Origin of the sequence: Mucilaginibacter inviolabilis, from assembly GCF_011089895.1 — a bacterium.
GTDB classification, from domain to species: domain Bacteria; phylum Bacteroidota; class Bacteroidia; order Sphingobacteriales; family Sphingobacteriaceae; genus Mucilaginibacter; species Mucilaginibacter inviolabilis.
The window spans coordinates 779653-805063 of the sequence record NZ_JAANAT010000003.1 but is presented as its reverse complement, the minus strand read 5'-3'; the positions used below and the strand labels follow the sequence as shown (position 1 = coordinate 805063).

At 43.5% G+C, this 25411-nt stretch carries 18 protein-coding genes; 12 read left to right on the top strand and 6 right to left on the bottom strand.

Features of this window, described 5'->3' with window-relative positions:
* The 3 genes from G7092_RS23400 to G7092_RS23390 form a co-directional block, all read left to right on the top strand.
* On the top strand, positions 1-1270 hold a 1270-nt coding region (locus G7092_RS23400), incomplete at its 5' end, for a PIG-L family deacetylase (RefSeq protein ID WP_166093143.1).
* Between the two features lie 958 nt (positions 1271-2228).
* On the top strand, positions 2229-3344 hold the full coding sequence (locus tag G7092_RS23395; protein ID WP_166093140.1) for an acyltransferase family protein: 1116 nt from the start codon (positions 2229-2231) through the stop codon (positions 3342-3344).
* A gap of 2 nt (positions 3345-3346) precedes the next feature.
* On the top strand, positions 3347-3850 hold the full coding sequence (locus tag G7092_RS23390; RefSeq protein ID WP_166093138.1) for a DUF2059 domain-containing protein: 504 nt from the start codon (positions 3347-3349) through the stop codon (positions 3848-3850).
* Positions 3851-3865: 15 nt separating this feature from the next.
* On the opposite strand, the gene G7092_RS23385 is transcribed toward G7092_RS23390, so the two are convergent.
* Both G7092_RS23385 and G7092_RS23380 read right to left on the bottom strand, forming a co-directional pair.
* Positions 3866-5191, bottom strand: a complete 1326-nt coding sequence (locus G7092_RS23385; protein WP_235953920.1) for an ankyrin repeat domain-containing protein — start codon at positions 5189-5191, stop codon at positions 3866-3868.
* Between the two features lie 12 nt (positions 5192-5203).
* Positions 5204-6394, bottom strand: coding sequence for an ankyrin repeat domain-containing protein (locus tag G7092_RS23380; protein ID WP_166093134.1), 1191 nt, complete (start codon positions 6392-6394; stop codon positions 5204-5206).
* A gap of 279 nt (positions 6395-6673) precedes the next feature.
* Here G7092_RS23380 and G7092_RS23375 point away from each other — a divergent pair, with 279 nt between their 5' ends.
* Positions 6674-9544, top strand: a complete 2871-nt coding sequence (locus tag G7092_RS23375; protein ID WP_166093131.1) for a M16 family metallopeptidase — start codon at positions 6674-6676, stop codon at positions 9542-9544.
* Between the two features lie 142 nt (positions 9545-9686).
* On the opposite strand, the gene G7092_RS23370 is transcribed toward G7092_RS23375, so the two are convergent.
* A complete protein-coding gene (locus G7092_RS23370; protein ID WP_166093129.1) occupies positions 9687-10286 on the bottom strand; it encodes a hypothetical protein in 600 nt (199 codons plus the stop codon).
* An 83-nt stretch (positions 10287-10369) separates the two neighbouring features.
* On the opposite strand from G7092_RS23370, the gene G7092_RS23365 reads away from it, so the two are divergent.
* The 7 genes from G7092_RS23365 (at position 10370) to G7092_RS23335 (ending at position 18956) form a co-directional block, all read left to right on the top strand.
* Complete coding sequence (locus G7092_RS23365; RefSeq protein WP_166093127.1) at positions 10370-13036, top strand: ligase-associated DNA damage response DEXH box helicase; 2667 nt, start codon at positions 10370-10372, stop codon at positions 13034-13036.
* Positions 13037-13592: 556 nt separating this feature from the next.
* Positions 13593-13928 (top strand): tRNA-binding protein, encoded by a 336-nt coding sequence (locus tag G7092_RS23360; RefSeq protein ID WP_166093125.1) that lies wholly within the window; start codon positions 13593-13595, stop codon positions 13926-13928.
* A 1-nt stretch (position 13929) separates the two neighbouring features.
* On the top strand, positions 13930-14403 hold the full coding sequence (locus G7092_RS23355; RefSeq protein ID WP_166093123.1) for a nucleoside deaminase: 474 nt from the start codon (positions 13930-13932) through the stop codon (positions 14401-14403).
* 195 nt (positions 14404-14598) lie between these two features.
* Positions 14599-15210, top strand: a complete 612-nt coding sequence (locus G7092_RS23350) for a superoxide dismutase (protein WP_166093121.1) — start codon at positions 14599-14601, stop codon at positions 15208-15210.
* Between the two features lie 125 nt (positions 15211-15335).
* Positions 15336-16340 (top strand): zinc-binding dehydrogenase, encoded by a 1005-nt coding sequence (locus G7092_RS23345; RefSeq protein WP_166093119.1) that lies wholly within the window; start codon positions 15336-15338, stop codon positions 16338-16340.
* A 121-nt stretch (positions 16341-16461) separates the two neighbouring features.
* Entirely contained in the window at positions 16462-17916 is a 1455-nt protein-coding gene (locus tag G7092_RS23340; protein WP_166093188.1) for an amino acid permease, read from the top strand.
* Positions 17917-17921: 5 nt separating this feature from the next.
* Positions 17922-18956, top strand: coding sequence for a ferredoxin--NADP reductase (locus G7092_RS23335; protein WP_166093116.1), 1035 nt, complete (start codon positions 17922-17924; stop codon positions 18954-18956).
* Between the two features lie 117 nt (positions 18957-19073).
* Here the strand turns inward: G7092_RS23335 and G7092_RS23330 are convergent, their stop codons facing one another.
* From G7092_RS23330 to G7092_RS23320, 3 genes are all read right to left on the bottom strand, one after another.
* A complete protein-coding gene (locus G7092_RS23330) occupies positions 19074-20234 on the bottom strand; it encodes a PepSY-associated TM helix domain-containing protein (RefSeq protein WP_166093114.1) in 1161 nt (386 codons plus the stop codon).
* A 5-nt stretch (positions 20235-20239) separates the two neighbouring features.
* Positions 20240-22657 (bottom strand): TonB-dependent receptor, encoded by a 2418-nt coding sequence (locus G7092_RS23325; protein ID WP_166093112.1) that lies wholly within the window; start codon positions 22655-22657, stop codon positions 20240-20242.
* Between the two features lie 133 nt (positions 22658-22790).
* Positions 22791-23726, bottom strand: a complete 936-nt coding sequence (locus tag G7092_RS23320; RefSeq protein ID WP_166093110.1) for a hydrogen peroxide-inducible genes activator — start codon at positions 23724-23726, stop codon at positions 22791-22793.
* An 87-nt stretch (positions 23727-23813) separates the two neighbouring features.
* Here G7092_RS23320 and G7092_RS23315 point away from each other — a divergent pair, with 87 nt between their 5' ends.
* Positions 23814-25307: a catalase gene (locus tag G7092_RS23315; RefSeq protein WP_166093108.1), complete on the top strand. Its 1494-nt coding sequence runs from the start codon at positions 23814-23816 to the stop codon at positions 25305-25307.
* Positions 25308-25411: the final 104 nt, after the last annotated feature.

Below are 25411 nucleotides of genomic sequence, written 5' to 3'. Positions count from 1 at the left end.
GAGCAAGAAAAAAGCTCCCATCATTAAAAAAGCAGTGGAAGGCGAAATGTCTGGCGAGGTGCCGGCTACCTACCTGCAATTGTCTGATCATGTAGAGTTTGTACTCGATGAGGCTGCTGCTTCGGAGCTTACCCGTTTTGATACCCCATGGTTAGTAAAAGATTGTTCATGGGAGGATAATATACTGAAGAAAAAAGCCGTGATCTGGTTAGCCGATACCATTGGTAAACCGGTATTGAAGCTGACCGAAGAAGATTATAACAATCATGGTATGGCACAGCTGGCCGTAGAACAAGGACCGGTTTACAACATCAACATTGATATTTTTAACCAGATACAGCATACCATTACCGGATGGCCGGGTGGTAAGCCGGATGCGGATGATTCGCAGCGTCCGGAGCGGGCTTTGCCTGCCAAAAAACGTTCTATTATCTTCTCTCCGCATCCTGATGATGATGTGATCTCCATGGGCGGTACTTTTATCCGTTTGGTGGATCAGGGGCATGATGTGCATGTGGCTTATCAAACCTCGGGTAATACCGCCGTTTGGGATGATGATGTATTACGGTACATGGAGTTTGCTATTGATTTTACCAATTCTATTGGTGAAGACAGTGGTCACCTGCACAAATTATACGAAGAGATGCGAGCTTTCTTTCCGCAGAAGCAGCCTAATCAGATTGATACCCGCGAGATCCGCAATGTAAAAGGGTTCATCCGTAAAACAGAAGCCATCTCGGGTGCCCGTTACGCGGGTTTACCGGATGACCATATCCATTTTATGGCTTTGCCTTTTTATGAAACCGGTAAAACCAAGAAAAATGCGGTGGGTGAAGAAGATATCCTGTTAACCATCGAACTGTTACAAAAAGTAAAACCACAGCAGATCTTTGCTGCCGGTGATTTTGCCGATCCGAATGGTACGCACCTGGTGTGTTTCAACATTATCCTGGCGGCTTTGGCCCGTCTGAAAGGTAAAGAAGCCTGGGTAGATGATTGCTGGTTGTGGATGTACCGCGGTGCATGGCATGAGTTTGAAACCTATGAAATTGAAATGGCTGTGCCGCTTTCACCGCAGGAGGTGATCCGCAAGCGCAACGCCATCTTTAAACATCAATCGCAAAAAGATCGTCCTGTATTCCCGGGTGATGATGCCAGGGAGTTTTGGGTGAGGGCCGAAGATCGTACACGCGACACCGCTCAGCGTTATGATCGTCTTGGGCTTGCTGAATATGAAGCTATGGAAGCGTTTAAGCGTTATATATTTTAAGCAGGTTAGACGCATGTGATGCGTCTCTACATTTTTTATTTTCGTAGAGACACATTACATGTGTCTCTTAATCTTTTAACAAGGAGCTCATGTCTTGCATACTTAGAATAACGGGCAAGGAATTTGATGTAGACAATTTTATCAGGCAAAGTAAAATATTGCCAAATGCTAAATTTTATACGGGTGAGCCAAGGATCGAATCCAAACCCGGTGGTGAAAAACGAAATTTTTCCGATTGTAATTTAAAAGTGAGTGAAGCTGATTTGATTCGTTTAATCAACAAGTACAGGATGCTGTTGAGTATTTAAATAAACATCTGCAAAAATTACAATACATAAAATCGATACCCGAAATTCAATACGCAACATTAGATTTCGCTGTAGAATATAATCCAGATAAATTCACACAAACACAGTATCTGCCTGTCGAGCTGGTAAAACTTAGTGCAGATCTGGGAATAGGAATTGAAGTCTCCATTTATCAACAGAGTGAATAAACGAGTATGGTTTACATGTTTACTGATAATTACTTTTTCCGCTAGCCATAGTTATGCTCAATCTACAGGTTATCAACCGTTAATAAACAACGGGTATCCGGGCTATAAAATTACCCGGAATGAAAAAGATTATAAATCGAGGCAAATATATTTAGGTGCTATCCGATCACGAGAAGGTAAAATAATTTATCATGTGATCAGCGATTTTACATGCGTCCGGGCTGCAATAGTTATGCATGGCAATAGTTCGTTATTCTTTCTAAATCCTAATGGTAAAATTGTGGGAGAATATCATTTAAATATGCCTGATGAACTTCCATATAAGTTATTGAATAACAAATTGTATTTTAAATCGGAAGAGTCGAATTCGAAAATTAAAACCGTTTTAATTTCTGATAAATTACCTAAGTTCCTTTGCGCGTATGACTGCTATAGATTCGAAAACTGGAAATAAAACAAGAAATGAGTAAAACAATTACAGCTGAGAAAAACCCAAGGCTCCTCTCCCTCGATGTTTTCCGCGGTGCTACCATCGCTGCCATGATATTAGTAAATGATCCCGGCGATTGGGGGCATATTTATGCGCCGTTGGAACACTCCAAATGGGATGGCTGTACACCTACCGACCTGGTGTTTCCTTTTTTCCTGTTTATGGTGGGGGTATCTGTGGTGTATGCGATGGAAAGCAAAAAGGCTACCGTACCGCATGGTAAATTATTGTTGAATGCTTTGCGTCGTACCGCTATCCTGATCGCTATTCCCTGGATCACGCAATTGATCTTTCATCCGGATGGTGGATTGGCACATCTGCGCCTGCCGGGCGTGTTACCGCGCATAGCGCTGGTTTATTTTATCTGTACTATTCTTTACCTCAAAACATCACAAAAAACCCGCGACTGGATATTTGCCTTCGCGCTCATTGGTTACTTTATCATCATGACCTGCATACCGGTGCCTGGTATAGGCTATGCCAATTTGAAACCCGAAACTAATATGGGTGCCTGGATAGATCGATTGGTATTTACCACTAATCACCTCTGGCGCGAATCACACACCTGGGATCCGGAAGGCTTGCTGGGCACACTGCCTGCTATCGCTACCGGTTTGTTTGGTATCCGCGTAGGCAGCTGGTTAAAACGAAAGGATCGCGATGATAATGTTAAAGTAAGCTGGATGTTTACCTATGGCGTAATTGCCGTGGTGCTGGGGCTTATCTGGGATCTGTTCTTCCCTATCAACAAAGCTTTATGGACAAGCTCATTCGTACTCTATACAGGTGGATTGGCCACTATTGCCCTGGCCTTATGCTATTGGCTTATTGATGTACAGGGCCGTAAACGGTTCACCTACTTTTTTGTGGTTTTCGGGGCCAACGCCATTACCGCCTATGTATTGTCGGGCTATATTCCGCATTATATGGGTATGATCAAAATTGGCGGGGCTTCCATTTATCAAACCTTCTTTGCACCTTACTTTTCGCCCGTCAATGCTTCCCTGGTTAGTGCTATATTTACGGTGGCTATATTATGGCTGGTAATGTGGATATTCTATATTAAAAAGATCTTTATCAAAATATAAGTATGAAAATCAAACTTAACCTTATCATTCTTACGGCCATTATTTTCCTATTTGCAGGAAACTTAAAAGCTCAAACAAACACGCCCGATTTTAAGCCATCACACTTAAAAGCGGCCGAACAATATTTGATAGCTACAGGCGTAAACACTCAATTTGGCGATGTATTAAATAAAATGGTTGGTGCATCAAGCTCGCAAATACCCGAAGCAAACCGGGCCTCCTACCTGAAAGTCATGAGCGCTTTTATGGCCAAATATTTTACCTGGGATGTGCTGAAAGATCGCCTTGATAAAATATACGCGGCCGAATTCACGGAGGATGAACTGAAACAATTAGCCGCTTTTTATAACACCCCGCTCGGAAAAAAAGCGAGTACTAAGACTCCTGTCCTGTTGCAAAAAGGCATGTTACTCGGTCAACAAGCAGTTGAAGATCATCGTCCCGAACTGGAACAAATGATGAAGGACGCATTTCAGGCCGATGCAGCTCCGGCAGCAAAAGAGTAATTAATGGACTGAGCTTTATCCCTTCAGTATTTTTGCTTTTTCGTCATCAAATTCTGTTTGTGATAAAACCCCGGCGTCCAGCAGTTCTTTAAGATCAAGCAAGGCCTGTTTTTTATTCGTTATACTGCTTTCTGTCTTGCTCTCCGCTACTTTTGGTGCTGCTGTGGCATTGGGCGAGTTATAGCTTAGTAACAAGGCTGCTATTTCATTAAATCCTTTTATAGAGGCGTAATCAATCGCTTTTTGTTCTTTGGTATTAATGATAGCTACTTCGGCATGCTGATCAAGCAGATATTTGACCACATCCTTTTTACCGTTCGAGGCAGCATAATGTAAAGCGGTATTACCAGATTCATCCTGAATGTTGATATTGGCCCCACGCTCCAACAATAATTTAAGCATACTGAGGTGGCCGTTTTTCGCGGCAACATGCAGCAGGCTCTCTCCACCATAGCTATAGGAATTATTTAAACTGAAAGCATTATCCATAGAGAGACTAGATGAGCTTTCCACCCAATCCAGGTAGCTGTTCATGCTGGCTGTATCACCAGATACAGGCTGACTGAAATTGACATCGATGCTATGGTCAAGGAATAAACTTACCATCTCTTTTTGGTTTTTGGCACAGGCATACCAAATAGGCGAAAGTCCGTTTTTTGAAGTGATCAAAACATCGGCACCATGATCAACCAAAAGCGTGGTTAAGGCCCTGTTGGCATCATAGCATGCAATTAACAATGCTGATTCGCCGGCATGGTTGATATGGTTAACAGCCGCGCCATTTTCAATAAGGCAAGCCACCATAGGCTGGTTTTTGGAACGCACAGCTACAATCAGCGGGGTATCGCCCAATTTATTGGTGGTGTTTACATTGGCCCCATGATCAATAAGCGTTTGTACAATTTCTTTATTACACCAGCCTGCAGCAATCAACAGCGGGGTTTCCGCATCATTGTTTTCCAGATCAACATTCACGCCCTGCTCCAATAATTTATCAACCAGTTCTTTTTGTCCTGTTTTTGCGGTTAAATGCAGCAGGCTATTTCCCTGCAGATCATTAATATTCAAGCGGGCCCCTTTATCCAGCAGGAATAGCGCGGTTTGTTTTTGCTTTTGCAAACACGCAAAATAAAATGGAGTTTCCCCCGCATGATCTTCGTAATCCAGATCGGCGCCGGCATCTAACAGCAATTTAACCAGGTCAAGGTATCCATGGTGAACGGCATAATGCAAAGCTGTTCGTCCTTTTTCATCTGTGTACTTAACATCAACTTCGTTATTAGCTAATAAAATTTCGGCAATTTTTCTTTTACCGCTTTCGCAGGCAATTATGAATGACATGGACATGGTTTTCTATGCTTTATTCTTCAACAATAGTTCAACAGTTTTCACTTTCAGATTATCCTGAGCTGCCAGATCCATAGGCGTTTGGTCAAGATCATTGGTATCGTTTACATCGGCTCCTTGTTCAATAAGCAATTTTGCCTTCCGGTAAACGTGTTTAGCGGCTTCCTGATCATAATTTACGTTATAGGCACATACTCTATGCAGCAATGTATTACCCTCATTATCCTTACGTCCAACATCAACAGCACCTGTTTCCAGCACAGCCTGTAAAACATCGGCAGGTCGCTCACTTATCCAGTCAAGTGTCGATTTATTATAGTTATAATAAGGCGAGGTTTGGTAAACATCCGCCCCGTCATTAATCAAACTCACCAGGAGATTTATTTCATCTTCTGATGCCCGGCTACGCATCCGTACAGCGCCCACCAGTAATGTTTCCCCGTTTTTGTTGGTCAAATCAAAATCAGCAGAGGCGTATTCCTTGAGCATGTTATAGGTAGCCGCATTGCAAACCTGGTGAACAACAGCAGCGTAAAAAGGGCTTTCGCCATCTTTATTTTGTTGATTAGGGTCAGCCCCATTCTGGAGCAGATATTGGATATACCTTTTCTTGTTTTTACTAATGGCCAAATGCAGCGGTGTTTCTCCTACTATATCTCCGCCATTAGGATCCACTCCTCCCTCAATTAAAAGTTCAAGATAGCCTAGCCCGGTTTCTTCATTAATGCTATACTCCTGAATAATTTTATACAGAAAGTTTTGTTCGTAATTATTTTTATAATGAATATCGCACCCGGCATCAACCAGTATCCTGATGATATCGATAGGTGCCGAGCTTAAAAAAGCAAGCTCCAGCAGGGTTTTGTCCTGCACAGCGTCGTTAATGTTATCCAGCTTTTTAACAAAACCGGTTAAAAAGCTAAGATCGGTTTCGTTATTTTCCAGGTTTTTAAATAGCTTTTCGAAAATGGATCTATCGAATTTCTCGTATTCATAAATATCTGTCTCTATAATTCCATCTTTCACCAGCGAGTTGATCAGCTCAAAAGCCCGTTCTCTTACCAACACATTATAAATTTGCTCCTTATCATAATCTGCCAGGTTTTTAGGAAGTTTTTCACCTTCATCTATTCGTTTTTTTGCTTCCTCCAGATTGTTTCGCTTTAAAGCGTCTGCCAGTGTACTTACTTCATTCATATTTTTTTATTTGTTGATCATCTTATTAATGTTTAACAGACTAACATTAACAATTGCCAGGTTGATCCTTCTTAAATAAATTTTCGGGAATTTTGTTTGGGTTATAAAGCAAGTCTGTTTTGATTTTTTTTAAATCAATAGATAAAGCTTTGGATAAACTAGATTCCTAAACCAGATAGCCATCTTAGTTAAAATCAGGAAATAGGGTTAATTAACATTTTGCCATTTGTAACTAAGGCTTTCGTTTTGCATCTTAGCATAATATATCCCATTAATTATATGAATTTAAACCTAAAGCTTTCTGCGATTGCCCTGGCGTTAGTAATTACCTCCGGAGGCGCCATTGCTCAAGTAAAAAAGAAACCGGCCGCATCGGCAAAAAATAAACCGGCTGCTGCACAAGAGGCCGTGAAAGGCAATCTGCTACCAGTTGATAATCAGGTGATCATCGGCAAACTGCCCAACGGTTTAACTTATTATATCCGCAAGAACGTAGAGCCTAAGAACAAAGCCGAACTATACCTGGTGAACAAAGCCGGATCGGTTCTGGAAACCGACGATCAACAGGGTCTGGCCCACTTTACCGAGCACATGGCCTTTAACGGCACCCGTGATTTCCCGAAGAATCAGATGGTTGATTATCTCCAAAAATCGGGTGTAAAATTTGGTGCTGACCTGAATGCCTATACTTCCTTTAATGAAACGGTATATCAGCTGCCTATTCCGTCTGATACCGTTAAAATATTCGAGAACGGCTTTAAAATACTGGCCAACTGGGCCGGTTACGTAAGCTTTGACCCCAGCGAAATTGATAAAGAACGTGGCGTGGTGCTGGAAGAAGAGCGCCTTCGCGGTAAAAACGCGCAGGAGCGTTTACAGCTGCAAACCTTACCGGTACTCCTCAATAATTCGCGCTATGCTTTGCGTTTGCCTATAGGTAAAGAGGATATATTGAAGAATTTTAAGCCCGAAACTATCAAAAGCTTTTACCACGATTGGTATCGTCCCGATTTGCAGGCGGTAATAGCCGTGGGCGATTTTGATCCTAAACGTGTGGAAGAATTGATTAAACAAAATTTTTCGCAGCTGCAAAATCCTGCCGGCGAAAAACCACGCACCAAATATGCCGTACCGCCAACACCTGGCACTGCGGTTAAAATAGCTACCGATAAAGAGTTTCCGTACACTCTGGCTCAGATCGTTGTAAAACATCCGGGAGCACCCACCAAAACCACTACCGATTATATGCAGCAAATACGCGAGCAATTATTTAACCAGATGCTAAACGCGCGTTTAGGTGAGTTGCTGCAAAAGCCAAACCCGCCATTTTTATATGGCCGCTCCAGCTATGGTGATTTTATTGGCGAACAAGACGCGTTTACCTCTATCGCCGTATCTAAACCCGGTGAACTGGAAGCTGCTGTTAAAGCCGTAGTTGCCGAAACCGAACGCGCACGTAAATTTGGCTTTACACTTACTGAACTGGAACGCGCCAAACAAGACGCACTGGTAGGTATTGGTAATGCTTATAAAGAACGCGATAAAACCCGTTCGGTAAATTTTGTACGCGAATACCAGCAAAACTTTTTAACCGGCGAGGCGATACCAGGTATTGAATTTGAATACAATTTTTATGTTAATAACATTGGCAAAATAACCCTTGCCGAAATGAACGCCCTGGCCGGCAAATTCATCAGCGATCAAAACCGCGTGGTGATTGTGGAGGGGCCTGATAAGGATAAAGACAAACTGCCCGATGAAAAAACCATTTTGCAATGGATAGCCTCGGCAGGGCAAAATATAACGGCTTATGTGGATAATGTATCATCCGACCCGTTGATGAGCAAACTGCCTGACGGAAGTGCCGTTACCAACGAGGTGAAGGATGAAGCCATCGGCACTACCACGCTTACCTTAGGCAATGGTGTAAAAGTAGTTTTAAAACCTACCGATTTCCGTAACGACCAGATCCTGATCAACGGCTATTCTTTTGGCGGTACATCACTGGCTAATGACGATGATTTTACTTCGGCCAACCTGGCGGCTCCTATAATAAGCAGCAGCGGTATTGCCCAGTTTAATCAAGGCCAGCTGGATAAAAAGCTTGCCGGTAAAAACGTAAACATTTCACCTTACATAAGCGAATATGCTCAGGGTATCAATGGAAACTCATCACCAGCAGATTTTGAAACAGCCATGCAGCTTGTTTACCTGTATTTTACTCAGCCACGTAAGGATAAGGATATCTGGCAATCGCAAATTGATCAGACCCGGTCGTTGCTGGCCAATCGCGGTCTTGATCCTGTAAATGTTTTCCAGGATACGGTTTCAGCAGTTTTAAGCAATCATAACTTCAGGTCGATGGTAACCACGATAGATAGGTTAAACAAGGCTACATTAGATAAAGCCTACAGTTTTTATAAAAGCCGTTTTGCCGACGCCAGCGGATTTACCTTTACCCTGGTTGGCAACTTCAATGTAGAAACTATTAAACCATTCCTAATTCATTACTTGGGTGCCCTGCCATCAACCAACAGTAACGAGAACTATAAAAACCTCGAGATACACCCGCCTGCCGGTATCATCAACACTACTGTAAATAAAGGTGTGGGCGAAAAAAGTAGCGTACAATTGGTTTTCAGTGGCGATTATGATTATAACGATGCCAACAACCTGCAAATGGATGCGCTGGAAGAAGTGTTAAATATTAAATTGATAGAGCGCCTGCGTGAGCAGGAAAGCGGCGTATATGCCCCGGGAGTACGTGCTTCTTACCATAAAATTCCAGGCGGCAGGTACAGCATTGCGATTTACTTCGGATGTGCACCTGAAAATGTGGATAAGCTGATCAATGCTACCATCGAAGAAATTGGCAAAATTAAACAAAACGGCGCCCAACCAACAGACATCCAGAAATTTGTAGCCAAAGAAGCCCGTTCAACGCAGGAGCAGTTGAAAGAAAACTTCTTCTGGGCAAGTTACCTGGCGTCAACCTCACAAAACAAAGAGAATCCAGACCAGATCCTGAACCACGTGAATAGCCTGGAGCAGGTGACCGTTCAAAGCACCAAAGATGCCGCCAACAAATATCTGAGCGGTAAAAACTACATCAAACTGGTACTGATGCCAGAAAAAACCGAGAAGAAATAGTTTTTCTTTCAGGGATATAAAAAAAAGCCCCGCCGGATAAATCCAACGGGGCTTTTTTATAAATATGCTTCAATTCCCTCCCCACGGGAGGGGTGTGGTGGACTGTGCGAAAGCAGGGGGGGTATACGCCAGGCAATAAAACTCAATGCATATTTAAATAAGCAACAGCCGTATCGTGTAGCTGATGTACCACCACGCCTACGCATTTACCGACAGTATCAATCTCAAAGGAAATCCCTTTATCCAGGTCGGTATACACCTGTACTTTGCCGTCCTTGTTTTTATAATCGCTGGTTGGTTTCAGATTATAGCTTTTTTTGATCTCGTCAACAGTACTGCCAACACCAAGGCCTTCGGCAGTTTTATACTCGGGCGAATTAACCAGTATCTTCTGTATCCTGCTGATGATCTCGTCCTTATCACCCATCTTTCGGTGTGCAAAAACACTGGTGCGGTAACCATCAGCTTTATGCCTACTGTACCAAACCATTAAAGAGCTTCCCATCGCCGCATCCGAACTATCGGGCCTGCCCAATAAATCACTTACCCTGGCCACATCCTCGCTTAATACAATATCACCAATGCTTCTGCCCGGGATTATCAGTTTATTGGTTACAGCGGTTTTGTTTTTAGCCGTATCCGCGGTTTGGGCAGTGGTATCGACACTGTTTTGTTTTTGGCCTGGCTGCTTACAGGCAAACAGTACAGCGCAGCATAATAATAGCACACTATTTTTCATCATGTTTATCATAACGGTATTATATTTATTTTGTTGGGTAGTTTGATTTACCTAACCAAATTAACATTAATTTGTTGAACAAATAAATGACATCAAAAGGCCAACAGGTTATACAGCAGTGGTACAGGCAAAAAAACTGGCAGCAATTCCCTTTTCAGCAGGAAATGGAAGCTGCCTATCTATCAGGTTACTCCGGTTTGCTCAACGCGCCTACCGGTAGCGGCAAAACTTTCGCCTTGTTCCTGCCTTTCCTGGCCGGTTTTATCAATCAAAATCCCGATACCTATACCAGCAAAAAAAATAACGGTTTGCTTATGTTGTGGATAACGCCGCTGCGTGCGCTTACCAACGATATCCGCAAGGCCATGCAGGAAGCCTGCGACGAAATAGGCCTGCCCTGGCACATTGCCACCCGCACCGGCGATACCCCAGCCGCCGAAAAACAGGCCCTCAAGAAAAAACTACCCGAAGTACTGCTCACCACGCCCGAAAGTCTGCACCTGATGCTAGCCCAAAAGGAATATCCAAAAATGTTCGCCGGCTTACAGGTAGTCGTGATCGACGAATGGCACGAGCTCCTGGGCACCAAACGAGGCGTACAGGTGGAGCTGGGATTGTCGAAGTTGAAAATTTTGGGTGCGGGAGGCGGGGAGCGAGGTGCGGGAAATGATGTTTCAGGCTCGAGTTTCGAGGAACGAGGTACGGGAAATGAAAATAAAACGGCGTCGAAAAACTCCGACTCAAACCTCGCGCCTCGCTCCCCGAGCCCCGAACCTCGAGCCCCGCTTCGCATCTGGGGTATCAGCGCTACCATTGGTAACCTGGAGCAGGCGGCCGAAGTTTTGTTAGGTAATGATTTTCCACCCGGTCGTGTTAAAATGGTGCGGGCCAATCTGGATAAAAAGCTGGATATCCGGTCGATCATTCCTAAAAATATTGAGAACTATTCCTGGGCGGGGCATATCGGCTTAAAACTGTTACCCGAGGTAATGGAGATAGTAGCCCGCAGCAAAACCACGCTTATATTTACCAATACCCGCTCGCAATCCGAGATTTGGTATCATGCCATCCTGGATAACTACCCCGAATACGCGGGGATCATGGCTATGCATCATGGCTCGCTGGATAATAAGCTGCGTAACTGGGTGGAGCAGGCACTGCATGCTGAAGCTTTAAAACTGGTGGTATGCACTTCCAGTCTGGATCTGGGTGTCGATTTTAGACCCGTTGACACCGTGGTGCAGGTAGGCAGCCCCAAAGGCGTGGCCCGGTTTATGCAGCGTGCCGGCCGTAGCGGTCACCATCCCGGCGCGGTATCCCGGGCCTATTTTGTGCCCACACACTCCCTCGAACTATTGGAAGGCGCCGCTCTTAAAGAAGCCATCAAAAAAGGCATTTTTGAAAGCCGCGACCCGATGCTGCTCACCATGGATGTGCTCATCCAATATATGGTTACCCTGGCCGTATCCGACGGCTTCAAGGCCGAGGAATTGTTTAACGAAGTAAAAACCACCTATGCCTTTGCCGATCTTAGCCGCAATGAGTTTGGCCAGTTGTTGGATTTTATCACCAGTGGCGGCAAAACCCTGGCGCAATATGATGAGTTTTTAAAGGTAGAGGTAGAGGATGGCCTGTACAAAGTAAACAATCGCCGTGTGGCTATGCGCCATCGCCTCAGCATAGGCACCATTACCAGCGAACTCAGCGTACGCGTAAAGTGGCTCAGCGGCGGCAGTCTGGGTACTATCGAAGAATCATTTATATCCCGCTTAAAACCGGGTAACACCTTCTGGTTCGCGGGGCGTAGCCTGGAGTTTATCCGGGTAAAGGAGATGACGGCTTATGTTAAAAAATCAAACTCCACCAAAGGCATTATCCCCAGTTGGAACGGTGGCCGCATGCCCTTATCGTCGCAACTGGCGGCAGTGTTCAGGGATAAGCTGGATGAGGTAGCGCATGGGGTAGAAAAGGACGAAGAAGTAATCGCGCTGAAACCGCTGTTCAATCTGCAGCAACAGCTTTCGCACCTGCCTCAGAGTCATGAGTTTTTGATCGAGTCGTTCAAATCGCGCGAGGGGCACCACCTGTTATTTTATCCTTTTGAAGGGCGACTGGTGCATGAAGGTATGGCATCGCTGCTGGCCTTCCGTATCAGCAAAATAAAATCCGCCAGTTTCTCTATCGCCATGAACGATTATGGTTTTGAGCTATTGACCGATGAAGATGTGCCCATTGAACAAGTATTGGAAGATGCCAGTTTTTTTTCGATAGATAACCTGCTGGATGATATCCAGCACAGTCTTAATGCCAACGAAATGGCCCGTCGCCGCTTCAGGGATATCGCTCACATTGGTGGCTTGGTATTTACCGGCTATCCCGGTCAGCCGGTAAAAAACAGGCACTTACAGGCATCCACATCACTACTGTTCGAAGTATTTACCGAATATGAGCCCGATAATCTGCTGGTACGGCAGGCCTATAATGAAGCCCTTGCTTTTCAACTGGAAGAGTTCAGGCTAAGGGCAGCACTACAGCGCATCGCCACACAAACTATCATCCTTAAAAACATCGAACGCCCAACCCCTTTCGCGTTCCCCATTATGGTTGACAGCCTGGGCCGGGAACGACTCACCACCGAAACCCTCGAAGAGCGCATTGCCAAAATGGCCCGCAGCTACGGCACCGAAGGTTTTGCCGAGCCCACCGAACGCAAACCCCGCAAACCGGGAATTACCAGGAAGAAGGGGTTTTAGTTAATTATTCAGTTTGTCTGAACCTTGATTTATCCGATTATAGGATTGCCTTGATTTATTTAATCATTGATAAAACAAATCTTTTCTTCCATCAGCAGATAAGCCTTTTTAATTATTGAATTATTCATTTAGTAAATTAGTGATTGAAAAATAACTCTTCTTCTCCCGTCAGCAGATAAGCTTCGGGCGAAAGCGGGCAGAAAGATGGTGGCTTGTGCGGCTGTGGGGCATAGCGAACCTTACCTGAAGCGGGGGATAATGAGCGAACGAAGTAGAGGTAAGGTTTAGCAGCCGTGGTTCTGCCCGCTTTGCCGGGTAAAGGCCACGTGCGGCAAAGAAGCATTTCTGGTGACTTGATTTTTGGTTACTTTTCATCAAGGAAAAGTAACTAGGCCCTCCCGCGGCCATGAGCGGGTATACGTCTTGCAAAACCCCTCTGTATAGCTACGAGATTGCTTCGTCGTTCCTCCTCGCAATGACATAATTTTTCATTCCGTATACCAATCTGCATATCCACCACACAAAATCCCCACATCTATTTTTTACCTTTGCCATTATGGATACGATTACCTGGCACGATTTTGAGCAAGTAGAGCTCCGGATCGGAACCATCCTTGAAGCAACAGCATTTCCCGAAGCCCGTAAACCGGCCTATAAGGTCAGGGTTGATTTTGGTGAATTTGGTATCAAATGGTCAAGCGCGCAGATTACTAAACATTATACTTTAGACGAATTGCCTGGTCGCCAGATCATCGGCGTGATCAATTTTCCCAAAAAACAGATCGGTAAATTTATGTCGGAGTTTTTGGTAACCGGCTTTGCCGACGAAAATGGCGACATTGTTTTAGCCGCTGTAGATAAACCCGTGCCTAACGGCAGCAAATTAATTTAGAATGAGATACTTCAGCTTTGAAGATGAACCCACTATCTCGCCGGATGATTTTTTTATGGGTGAAGCTTTAAAAGAAGCCAAATATGCCCTGGAAGAAGACGAAATACCCATCGGTGCTATTGTAGTATCGGGCGGCAAGATCATCGGTCGTGGCCATAACCTCACCGAGCGACTGAACGATGTATCGGCCCATGCCGAAATGCAGGCCCTTACGGCCGCGGCCAACTCTATGGGCGGTAAGTACCTACAAGGTTGTACTTTGTATGTAACCATGGAACCCTGCGTAATGTGCGCCGGGGCATCGTACTGGTTCCAGGTAAGCCGGATAGTGTTTGGGGCATATGATACCAAGCTGGGCTTCGGCAGGCTCAACCAAAAAATAACGCACCCTAAAACCGTAATCACCGGCGGCATTCGCGAAAACGAATGCTCAGAACTAGTGAAGAGTTTTTTTAAGGGGAAAAGGAAGAAATAAATCACAACTCGAATTTATCGAATTCAGGAATTAACAGAATGCATTAATTTTTGAAATAAAATTCCAAAATTCTTTAATTCCATAAATTCGAGTTCAGACACAATCCTGACAAATTTTTTAGAACAAAAACTCAGTTCATCTCTTATATTTGTTACGTCACAACATTAAACTTTTAAACTTTAATAATAAACAATTATGGCATTTACACTACCGGCGTTATCCTACGCTACCGATGCATTGGAACCGCACATTGATAAACTAACCATGGAAATTCACCATGGCAAACACCACCAGGCTTACGTAACCAACTTAAATAAAGCTTTAGAAGGCAAGCCAGAGGCGGATAGCAATATCGACGATATCATCAAAAATATTTCTAAATTCCCGGCTGCTGTACGCAACAATGGTGGCGGTCATTATAACCACTCTTTATTCTGGACATTGCTTTCTCCAAGTGGAGGCGGCGAGCCTACAGGCGCTTTGGCCGATGCTATCAAAAGCACTTTCGGTTCATTTGCTGATTTCAAAACCAAAGTATCAGAAGCCGGTGCAACCCGTTTCGGATCGGGCTGGGCATGGTTAATTGTTACTTCCGATAAAAAACTGGCCGTAACATCAACCCCTAACCAGGACAATCCGTTAATGGATATCGCCGAGGTAAAAGGCACCCCGATTTTAGGTATCGACGTTTGGGAGCACGCGTACTACCTGAAATATCAGAACCGTCGCCCGGATTACCTGGCTGCTATCTGGAACGTGATCAACTGGAAACACGTTGCCGAGCTTTACGCAAAAGCAACCGCTTAATTTTTTAAGCTAAGTATATTAAAAAAGCGGCAGGGTTTTACCTTGCCGCTTTTTTAGTTAATTTTAATGATAGTATAGTAACCCCGGAGAAAAAATCGCTAATTCACTAATTCAATAATTAACATATGAAAGCCATCGTTTTAGAAGCCGCCGATAAACCACTGATATGTAAAGAAGTTGAAAAACCAACCCTTGCCCCCGGCGAGGTTTTGGTACACATCAAAGCAGCAGCCCTAAACCGCCGCGACTATTGGATAACGGTAGGCAAATACGCTGGCATCAAATATCCTACTATACTGGGATCAGACGGTGCCGGTGTAGTAGCCGAAGTAGGCAGCGAAGCGGATAAACACTGGATCGGTAAAGAAGTAGTGATCAACCCCAGCAACAATTATGGCAAAAGTGATGATTACCAGGGCGCCGATTTTAAAATATTAGGTCTGCCTGATGATGGCACCTTTGCCGAATATGTAAAAACCCGGGTAGAATATCTGCACGCCAAACCCAACCACCTTACCTGGGAGCAGGCAGCGGCTATTCCGCTGGCAGGTTTAACCGCTTACCGGGCACTGTTTACCAAGGCTAAGGCCAAAAAAGGCGATAGGGTTTTGATATCGGGTGTGGGCGCCGGTACAGGAGCTTTCGCCCTGCAATGGGCCGTTGCCGCAGGTTGCCAGGTGTTCGTAACCTCAGGCAGCGGCGAAAAAATTGAACGGGCAAAAAAAATGGGGGCAGCCGCAGGCGTAAATTATAAAGCGCAGGACTGGGCCGAGCAACTGAAACTGATGGCCCACGGTTTTGATATTATCATCGACAGTGCCCTGGGCGCGGGTTTTGCCAAATTCCCCGACCTTTGTAACCCCGGTGGCCGTATCGTGATATTCGGCGGAACAGCAGGTAATATCCCACCGCTGGATGGGCGCAAGGTATTCTGGAAACAACTACAGCTACTGGGTACCACCATGGGCACCTCTGATGATTTTGCTGCAATGATCGATTTTGTAAACAAGCACGGCATAGTGCCCATAGTTGATGAGGTGTATGATTTTAAAAATGCTCAAAAGGCCGTTGACAGGATGGAAAAATCCTCACAGTTTGGTAAAATTGTATTGCAAAATCTATGGTGCTAGTATATAAAATAACTGATAATCAACAAACTAACACATTCAATTCCCTAGACGATAAGCTTATCTGCCAATAAATAAAACGATTGCAAAATAATCTACTAATTTTGTGGACTTTATTTCAGGCATGATCAAAAAACCCATCGACCTGCTATTGCAGGAATCGGCAGAGGACAGTGAACACTCTTTAAAACGCACATTAGGCCCGGTTAATCTTATCCTTATCGGTATCGGCATTATCATCGGGGCTGGCTTATTCTCATTAACAGGCATCGCAGCAGGGCAGCATTCGGGTCCGGCGGTAACCATATCATTTTTAATAGCCGCTGTAGGTTGTGCCTTCGCAGCACTTTGTTATGCCGAATTTTCGGCTATGATACCCGTAGCCGGCAGTGCTTATACCTATTCCTACGCTACTATGGGTGAGCTTTTTGCCTGGATCATTGGCTGGGACTTGGTATTGGAATATTCCGTAGGAGCGGCTACAGTGGCCATCAGTTGGTCGCAATACCTGACCAAGTTTTTATCCTGGTTTGACCTCTACCTACCTCCACAGCTGATCATGTCGCCTTTTGAAACCGCAAAAGGAGCCAGTGGCGATATCGCACACGGTATTATTAACCTGCCTGCCGCGCTGATTGTGATTGTGGTTACTGCTATCATTATCCGGGGCACAAAAGGTTCGGCGCTAGTTAACGCCATTATTGTTACCTTAAAAGTTGGTGTGGTTCTGGTGTTTATAGCTGTGGGCTGGTCGTTCATCAACCCACAGAATTATCATCCTTATATACCCCAAAATACAGGAGTATGGGGCGATTACGGATGGTCGGGCATATTGAGGGGGGCCGGACTGGTATTCTTCGTATTCATCGGCTTTGATGCCGTATCAACCGCGGCACAGGAGGCCAAAAATCCGCAGCGCAATATGCCCATTGGTATCATTGGTTCGCTGGTGGTGTGTACCATTTTATTTGTGATCTTCGCCCATGTCATGACAGGTATGGCCAACTATAAAGAGTTCATCGGCTCTGGTGCTCCGGTTGCCATCGCTATCGAAAAGACGCATTACCAATGGCTCAGCAAAGCCATTGTGCTGGCTATATTGATCGGTTATACATCGGTGATTCTGGTTGATCTGCTGGGCCAATCAAGGGTATTTTTCTCCATGTCGAAGGATGGGTTGTTACCCAAAGTATTTTCAGACGTACATCCTAAATTTCGCACTCCATGGAAATCGAATATCGTGCTCTGTACCTTTATCGCCTTGTTCGCTGCATTTGTACCTATCCGGGTGGTAGGCGAAATGACCAGCATAGGTACGCTGCTGGCCTTTGTGATGGTATGCGCCGGTGTGTTGATTTTACGAAAGCAGCAACCTAATATTCACCGGCCATTTAAAACGCCATGGGTGCCGGTAGTACCTATATTAGGCATCTTGGTTTGCTTTGCCATGATGACCTTTTTACCCGGCGATACCTGGCTGCGATTAATAATTTGGTTGGCAATTGGTTTAGTTATATATTTCACCTACGGTAAAAAGAACAGCTTAATACGCAAAAAGCTTGCAGCAAAACATGGATAGCTTTCATGAATGAGGATATACTACAACTAAAAATTGAACGGATAAAGTGGGAAACAAAGGATACGGCTACTTTTTATTTAAGCAATGTTTCTGGCAAGCCCATCCCTTATAAAGCAGGGCAGTTTGTTACGTTGATATTTAACCATCGCAACGAGGAGATCAGGAGGTCGTACTCGCTGGGTTCATCACCTGATGAGGGGTTGTTATTTATCACCGTAAAACGCATCACCAATGGTGAAATTTCCCGCTTTATGCTGGCTAAAGAACACCAGGGAGATGTTTTAACCGCATTGGCCCCGGCAGGGAGGTTCACTATCACTCAATTTGAACAGGAAAAGGATATTTTATTTTTTGCCGGAGGTACAGGCATTACACCCATATTTTCGCAGATCAAATATGTACTCAAACGCCCTGGGAAAAGCAGACTTACGCTCATTTACAGCAATCAGGATGCCCATTCTATTGTGTTTAAACATGAGTTGGATCAACTGGCCGAAAAATATCCCGACAGGTTTAAGGTCATTTACCTGTTAAGCAGTGAAGCCAACCGGCTGAACAATGATAAAGTAGAGGCCCTTACCCGCCAGCTCGTACAACAGGATAGAGATAAAGCGGAATTTTACCTCTGCGGACCTTTTGCTTATATGCGAATGATCAGGTTCGCACTGGTATATATGGGGATCGATCCCAAACAGATCCGCCGGGAAAATTTTGTGATAGAGACCGTAGCTGTTACCCGTACCGCACTGAATTTTCCACCCAGAACCATCAGGATCAAATTTAAAAATGAACTGCATGACCTTGCCGTTGGCGAAAATCAGTCGATATTACAGGCAGCCTTGCAAAACAACGTACAGCTGCCGTACAGTTGCAGAAACGGGGTATGCTCAACCTGTACCGCTCGGTGCAACAGCGGGAAAATTGAAATGGTAAAAAATGATGTGCTCACGGATGCAGATATCGCCGAAGGCTGGGTACTTACCTGCACCGGTCACCCGGTAAGTGATGATGTGGTGATAGATTATTCACCTGCTTCCTGAGCATCACCAATTAGTTGTCATCCTGAACTTGTTTCAGGATCCCACAGGACAAGCTGATCAGCATGCTATAAACTTTGCTTATGGGATGCCGAAACAAGTTCGGCATGACCATAAATGTTATGCCAAATGCTGTTTATGCACCCTACGATGCACAACTTCTTTCACTTTCTTTGATTTTGTTTTCTTACGTTTCCCCAGCCAGATGATAAAACCAGTTATGGGTAACGAAGCGCAGATCAAACTCACTAAAAACGCGATAATTTTGGTGGTTAAACCACCTATTTGCCCTACATGCAGATCATAATTCATGTCATTCATTTTCATGCCCGGGCTTTTCTTGTCATGCGGAATTTGTTTCAGGAGTTTGCCTGTATATTTTTCAAAAATAAATTCATCGCTCTTGTAATAATGCAGGGTTTGTGCGTAGGCATTGATACCAATTGTTCCTGCGGCGGATGCATCTTCCATGATGGAGTACATTTCGGTTTTTGGGGCCCGTGCCTGTGCCATTGCAAATACCTGGTCAACAATGGGTTTACCGCTAAATTTGTTCTTCAAAAGCGAGTCGGACTTGAGTACTTCTTTTTCTGATGGGTAAGAGCGGCCCAGGTTAGCGGTAGCATAAATACCTTCCCTAACCGATTGAAATACCATGGATAAGCCGGTTATGGATAATATAAGTGCGATGGAAGTAGCATAAAAACCCAATACGTTATGCAGATCATAATTTACCCTGCGCCAACGCCCGTTCCATTTGATATTGAAGCTGCGTTTACGGTCGCTTTTGCGCTTAGGCCACCATAGTATTAACCCGGTGATCATGATCACCATGAATATAATAACGGATATTCCCACCACCAGGCTGCCTATTTTAGGAGGCAGCAACAGGTAAAGGTGTATAAACTCTACCACTATAAAAAAATTCTTCGTGGGGTTTTCTATGTGGGTTACTTTGCCGGTATAGGGGTTAAGATAAACATACAGCATCCCGTCTTTAGGTTGGTTGACCAATATCCCCGCAGGACGATCAACACCATAATAATACATATAGGTGGCAGTAGCTCCCTTACGTCCTTTTAAAGCTGCGGCTTTTAATACTGATGGATCAAGAAAGGGTTTATGCTGTACCTCAACTTTACGGTAACTGCAAAAGGCATCCTGTATCTCATCCTGAAAACAGAACAAGCAGCCGGTAACACTTACTATAAACACCACGAGCCCGGATATAAATCCGAGCCAGCGGTGGCAAAATAATATGACTTTTTTAAATCTCGTCATCAGTGTTAAAACTTATAGGCAAATGTAAGAGCGTAACTTCTTAACTTCTGCGGATTAACAGTGGTATAACCTATCCAGTATTTTTCGTTGGTGAGGTTATCCATTTTAAACCCTACCCTGTATTGGTTTGTATCATAAAATACAGAGGCATTTAATACCGTGTATGCAGGCAATGAAAATACACCAAGCGTTTTACTGTTTATAATTTTGTTATCGCTGGCGTAATTACCACCAAAGCCAAAGCCCAAACCTTTTACAAGACCTTTTGAAATACGGTAGCTGGCCCAAAAGTTGGCTGTATAAGGAGATCCGGCAGTTGTTGGCCGCAAACCTTCCACTGTCAGATCAGCAGTTTTCTCCAGTTTTGAATCGTTGTATGAAAAACCGGCGATAATATTTAAGCCCGTTACAGGATTCGCTATTACTTCGGCCTCAAAGCCCTTACTTAACTGTGTACCGTCCTGTACCGATAGTGCCTGGTTGATAGTTGATTGACGAACGATGTCTTTTACCTTAATATCATAATAGCTTAAGGTACTGCTTAATTTACCATCAAACAGGTCAATTTTAACCCCGCCTTCAATTTGGTTAGCCTGTTCAGGCTTCAACGGTTTATTATTTTCACTTAGACCATTTTTATTGGTAAAGCCATTCTGGTAGTTAGCAAATAATGCCACATGATCTTTAACCGGCTGGTAGATCAGGCCAAATTTGGGTGAAAAGGCGGTTTGTTTAAATCCTCCGGATGTAGTGTTGGTTGCCGGGTTGTAATTACCTTTATTATCAAAACGGTCAACACGGATAGCGGCCGAGGCAATTAACTGATCGGTGATATTAAATACATCAGAAACATAAGCGCTATAGGTATTTGTTTTATAAACAGATGGATAAACAAAGGCTGTACCTTTTGCATAAACGGCATCCATATTCATCTGGTTAAAGTTGGAGTAGTCATGGCTTCCCAATACAGAAGCCCTGTCAAACGCTGTGCTGAAAAAATGTTGATTGGAGTTTTCCCTGAAAAAATCCAAACCACCAACAAATCTGTTCCGGAATTTGCCGATCTTGAAATCACCATTAAAGTTTTGCTGAATTTCGATCATGTCATCAGTACTGTTTTTTGTTGACTGATCCTCACGGGAAATTGAATCCTTGGGAAGTAAATAAAAGTAAGGATTAAAACCGTTTGAAAAGCTGTGCGTTGCGCTGATATTGGTGTTGGTTGTCCACTGATCGGATATTTTATATTTTACCTGGCCAAAAAAACTGGTGCTGTTTGACGTCTGTGTCAGACCATCACCATGATAAGATTGTTTATAATCTAATTTTAACTGATCGGCACTAGTATAACCCAAAGCTGCAACAGTCTGATTATATGGCATAAAGAAGATAGATTTGCCAATATTTTTACCATAAGACAATTCCGCATCGGCTGATATCGTTAACCTGTCATTAACTTTATAAAGTAAACTTGGCGCGATGGCCCAGTAACGGTTAAACCCATTATTCTGGAAACTGCCATCATTATTAAAAGCAGTATTTAAACGGAATAACACTTTTTTCTGCACATCCAAAGGTGTGTTTATATCGAGGGCAACCCGGTGAAAATCATAATTACCATCAGCAAATGAAACCTCGCCGCCAAAAGAGTCGTAAGGAGTTTTGGTTACCCGGTTGATTAAACCGCCGTAAGAGGTTAGTGTACTTCCGAATAAAGTTGCCGACGGCCCCTTGATCACTTCTATTCTTTCTAAGTTAACGGCATCGATGGTTGAGGTTACATTGCCGGCTATACCATTGCGCAGCTTACTTTGTACAATAAAACCACGGGAATTATAATAACTGCCACCATCGCCACCACGACCAGTTGCTTCCCACATTTTTTGTATACCCGGAGCGTTACGTATAGCATCGTCAACCGAAAATATCTGTTGCTCTTGTATTAACTGGTTAGTTATGGTGGTGTAAACCTGTGCATTCTCCAAATTGTTTAGAGGCATCTTGGCAACGTCAACACTCTTTTTGGTTTTAAATTTATTGACCTTGCTGCCACTGATACTTACTTCCTGCAAATTATTGGAAGCTTTGCTAACAGTAAATTGTGGTAATGTAAGCGTTTGCCCATTTGCCAGATCAACAGAGGTTTCCTGGCTCTTGCTGCCAACCTGCGAGATAATCAGGGTGTACTTACCTTGTGGAACTCGTAAAGTAAAATCACCGTCTTCGTTGGTCACAGTACCATATTTTGTACCTTTTAAAGTAACCGAAACGTTTTCGGCAGGCCCATCATTCTGGATTACAACGTGACCTTTGATAATTCCTTTAGTAGATTGCTGAGCAATTGCAGCAGAATTGAAGAACAGTATAATTGCGAAAATTGAGAGAGAAAATAGTTTGTGAAAATTAAGTTGGGGTTGCGCCATTTTATTTAGACTAATTATAAATAATTCGCCAAAAATAAGACACGAAGCCTAACAATCCAAATTATTTAGAACAATTACAAATAATAAAACTCCAGAATCCGAAAATAGCTAAACCCTTTTACAGGCTTAAAACTCAAATATCCATTACTTCTTTTTTCTTTTTACTCTTCATTCGTTTGGGTACAAACTCAAGTATTTCATTTTTTAAGGCTTCGATCATTCTACGTTTTAAAAAATTACGCTGTATTACTATGCTTACTTCGCGAGCAGGTTCGGGCGATTTAAAATAACGAACTTTGTCTAACTGCTTTTCAGTTAGCTCAGCCAAAGCTAACTCAGGTAATATGGTAGCACCGTTATTTTGATCAACCATACGCTTCAGGGTTTCCACGCTGCCGGTATTATACTCAAAATGCAGAAAACCTTTGGTTGATTTACGTCGCTGGCAAATATTCAAAACTTGCTCCCGCATACAATGCCCTTCGTTAAGCACCCATATCTCTTCCATATCAATATCTTCGGGGTTGATATTCTTTTTTTTGGAGAGCTTGCTGTTTTTGGATACATAGGCTACAAAGTTTTCGTAAAATACGGGGATCTCCGTTAATGAACTTTCATGCAGCGGGGTCGACATAATACCGCAGTCAATCATTCCCAGCTTTAACTGCTGTATGATCTCTTCGGTAGTTTGCTCCCAAACTATCAGCTTAACCTGCGGAAACTTTTCAATAAAACCCTTAATGATCTTAGGTAATATATAAGGAGATACTGTAGGAATAATACCAACCCTTAATTCGCCCGATAATTCTTTTTGCCTGTCGGTAATAATTTCCTTTATCTTTTCGCTTTCCGACAACAAGATACGGGCTTGCGTAATAATCTCGATCCCTATTTCGGTGGGTGTTACCGGCTGCTTACTTCTGTCAAATAACTTCACGCCCAGGGTATCTTCCAGCTTTTGCACCTGCATACTTAATGTAGGTTGGGTAACAAAGCATTTTTCGGCTGCAATCACAAAACTCCGGTAAGTGTCAACAGCTACAATATATTCTAATTGAGTAATAGTCATATAGAGAAATTCTATTCAAATATAACAATTATTGATTTTTTCTATTGAAATATTATGATGAAGTTTGAATCAGAAACCCCAATAACTATGGAAACTAATAAAAAGAAACTCACCACTGCCTCTGGCAGGCCATATGCGGAAAATGAAAATTCGCAAACTGCCGGTCCGCGGGGGCCTATTCTGTTACAGGATTATATTCTTCATGAAAAAATGGCTCATTTTAACCGCGAGCGCATTCCTGAACGCGTGGTGCATGCCAAAGGATCTGGCGCTTACGGAACGTTAACCATAACGCATGATATTTCACAATACACACGTGCCAAAGTATTCAATCAAATAGGTAAGCAAACAAAATTATTCTTACGTTTTTCAACTGTTGGCGGCGAAAAGGGCTCTGCCGACACGGAACGAGATCCGCGTGGCTTTGCTATTAAATTTTATACAGAAGATGGTAACTGGGATTTAGTAGGCAACAATACACCCGTATTTTTTATAAAAGACCCTAAGAAATTTGGTGATTTTATTCATACCCAAAAACGCGACCCATATACCAATTGCAAAAGTGCCACCATGGTATGGGATTTTTGGTCGTTGAATCCAGAAAGCCTGCACCAGGTAACCATCCTGATGAGCGACAGGGGCACTCCATATGGATATCGTCATATGGACGGGTTTGGTAGCCATACCTTCTCGTTTATCAATGCTAAAAATGAAAGATTTTGGGTAAAATTCCACTTTAAAACGCAACAAGGCATTAAAAACTTTACCGATGCAGAAGCCGGAGAAATGCGTGGCAAAAATCCCGATTTTGCACAACATGACTTGCTAACCGCTATTGATAATGGCAACTTCCCAAAATGGGATATGAAAATACAGGTAATGCCGGAAGCTGACGCTGCAACATACCATATCAACCCATTCGATTTGACCAAAGTATGGCCTCACGCCGATTATCCTCTGATTGATGTGGGTGTTATGGAGTTAAACGAAAACCCTGATAATTATTTTGCCCATGTAGAGCAGGCAGCTTTTGCCCCGGCGCACTTAATTGACGGAGTGGGTTATTCTCCCGACAAAATGTTACAAGGTCGTATCCTTTCTTATCCAGATGCTCACCGTTATCGCTTGGGTGGCAATTATGAGCAGATCCCGGTTAATAAATGTCCGTTTATGGTGAACAATTATCAGCGTGATGGGCAAATGCGTGTTGATGGTAATGGAGGTTCAGGCCCTAATTATTTCCCAAACAGTTTTGATGATATTGAGGCGGATCAAACTTATAAAGAACCGGCCTGGGATTTTGGCAATTCTGTAGGCGACTGGTATGATCGTAACGGAGAAGGGGAAAACGATCATTATACTCAGCCTGGTAATTTATATCGTTTGATGGATGCACAAGCGAAAAAAGACCTGATCAACAATATTGTAGGTTCCATGAGTGGTATCGACGGACCTAAAAAAGATCAAATCGTTAATCGTCAGCTGTGTCATTGGTTCAGGGCAGATATCAACTTAGGCATGGCTATTGCCAAAGGTCTTGAGCTTGATCTGGCCGAAACCATGAAACAAATGCCGGCTTAATAGATTTGAGATGTTAGACATAAGATTTGAGATGCCTTGCAAGAGGCATCTTTTTTATAAAACGAAAATTGAGATTTAAAACAACTATGTAGTTGTCTCAAATC

Bases quoted from the DNA above. Each gene is read 5' to 3' on its own strand.
- G7092_RS23395 (WP_166093140.1), top strand. From the start codon at position 2,229: ATGAGTAAAACAATTACAGCTGAGAAAAACCCAAGGCTCCTCTCCCTC.
- G7092_RS23390 (WP_166093138.1), top strand. From the start codon at position 3,347: ATGAAAATCAAACTTAACCTTATCATTCTTACGGCCATTATTTTCCTA.
- G7092_RS23385 (WP_235953920.1), bottom strand. From the start codon at position 5,191: ATGTCATTCATAATTGCCTGCGAAAGCGGTAAAAGAAAAATTGCCGAA.
- G7092_RS23380 (WP_166093134.1), bottom strand. From the start codon at position 6,394: ATGAATGAAGTAAGTACACTGGCAGACGCTTTAAAGCGAAACAATCTG.
- G7092_RS23375 (WP_166093131.1), top strand. From the start codon at position 6,674: ATGAATTTAAACCTAAAGCTTTCTGCGATTGCCCTGGCGTTAGTAATT.
- G7092_RS23370 (WP_166093129.1), bottom strand. From the start codon at position 10,286: ATGATGAAAAATAGTGTGCTATTATTATGCTGCGCTGTACTGTTTGCC.
- G7092_RS23365 (WP_166093127.1), top strand. From the start codon at position 10,370: ATGACATCAAAAGGCCAACAGGTTATACAGCAGTGGTACAGGCAAAAA.
- G7092_RS23360 (WP_166093125.1), top strand. From the start codon at position 13,593: ATGGATACGATTACCTGGCACGATTTTGAGCAAGTAGAGCTCCGGATC.
- G7092_RS23355 (WP_166093123.1), top strand. From the start codon at position 13,930: ATGAGATACTTCAGCTTTGAAGATGAACCCACTATCTCGCCGGATGAT.
- G7092_RS23350 (WP_166093121.1), top strand. From the start codon at position 14,599: ATGGCATTTACACTACCGGCGTTATCCTACGCTACCGATGCATTGGAA.
- G7092_RS23345 (WP_166093119.1), top strand. From the start codon at position 15,336: ATGAAAGCCATCGTTTTAGAAGCCGCCGATAAACCACTGATATGTAAA.
- G7092_RS23340 (WP_166093188.1), top strand. From the start codon at position 16,462: ATGATCAAAAAACCCATCGACCTGCTATTGCAGGAATCGGCAGAGGAC.
- G7092_RS23335 (WP_166093116.1), top strand. From the start codon at position 17,922: ATGAATGAGGATATACTACAACTAAAAATTGAACGGATAAAGTGGGAA.
- G7092_RS23330 (WP_166093114.1), bottom strand. From the start codon at position 20,234: ATGACGAGATTTAAAAAAGTCATATTATTTTGCCACCGCTGGCTCGGA.
- G7092_RS23325 (WP_166093112.1), bottom strand. From the start codon at position 22,657: ATGGCGCAACCCCAACTTAATTTTCACAAACTATTTTCTCTCTCAATT.
- G7092_RS23320 (WP_166093110.1), bottom strand. From the start codon at position 23,726: ATGACTATTACTCAATTAGAATATATTGTAGCTGTTGACACTTACCGG.
- G7092_RS23315 (WP_166093108.1), top strand. From the start codon at position 23,814: ATGGAAACTAATAAAAAGAAACTCACCACTGCCTCTGGCAGGCCATAT.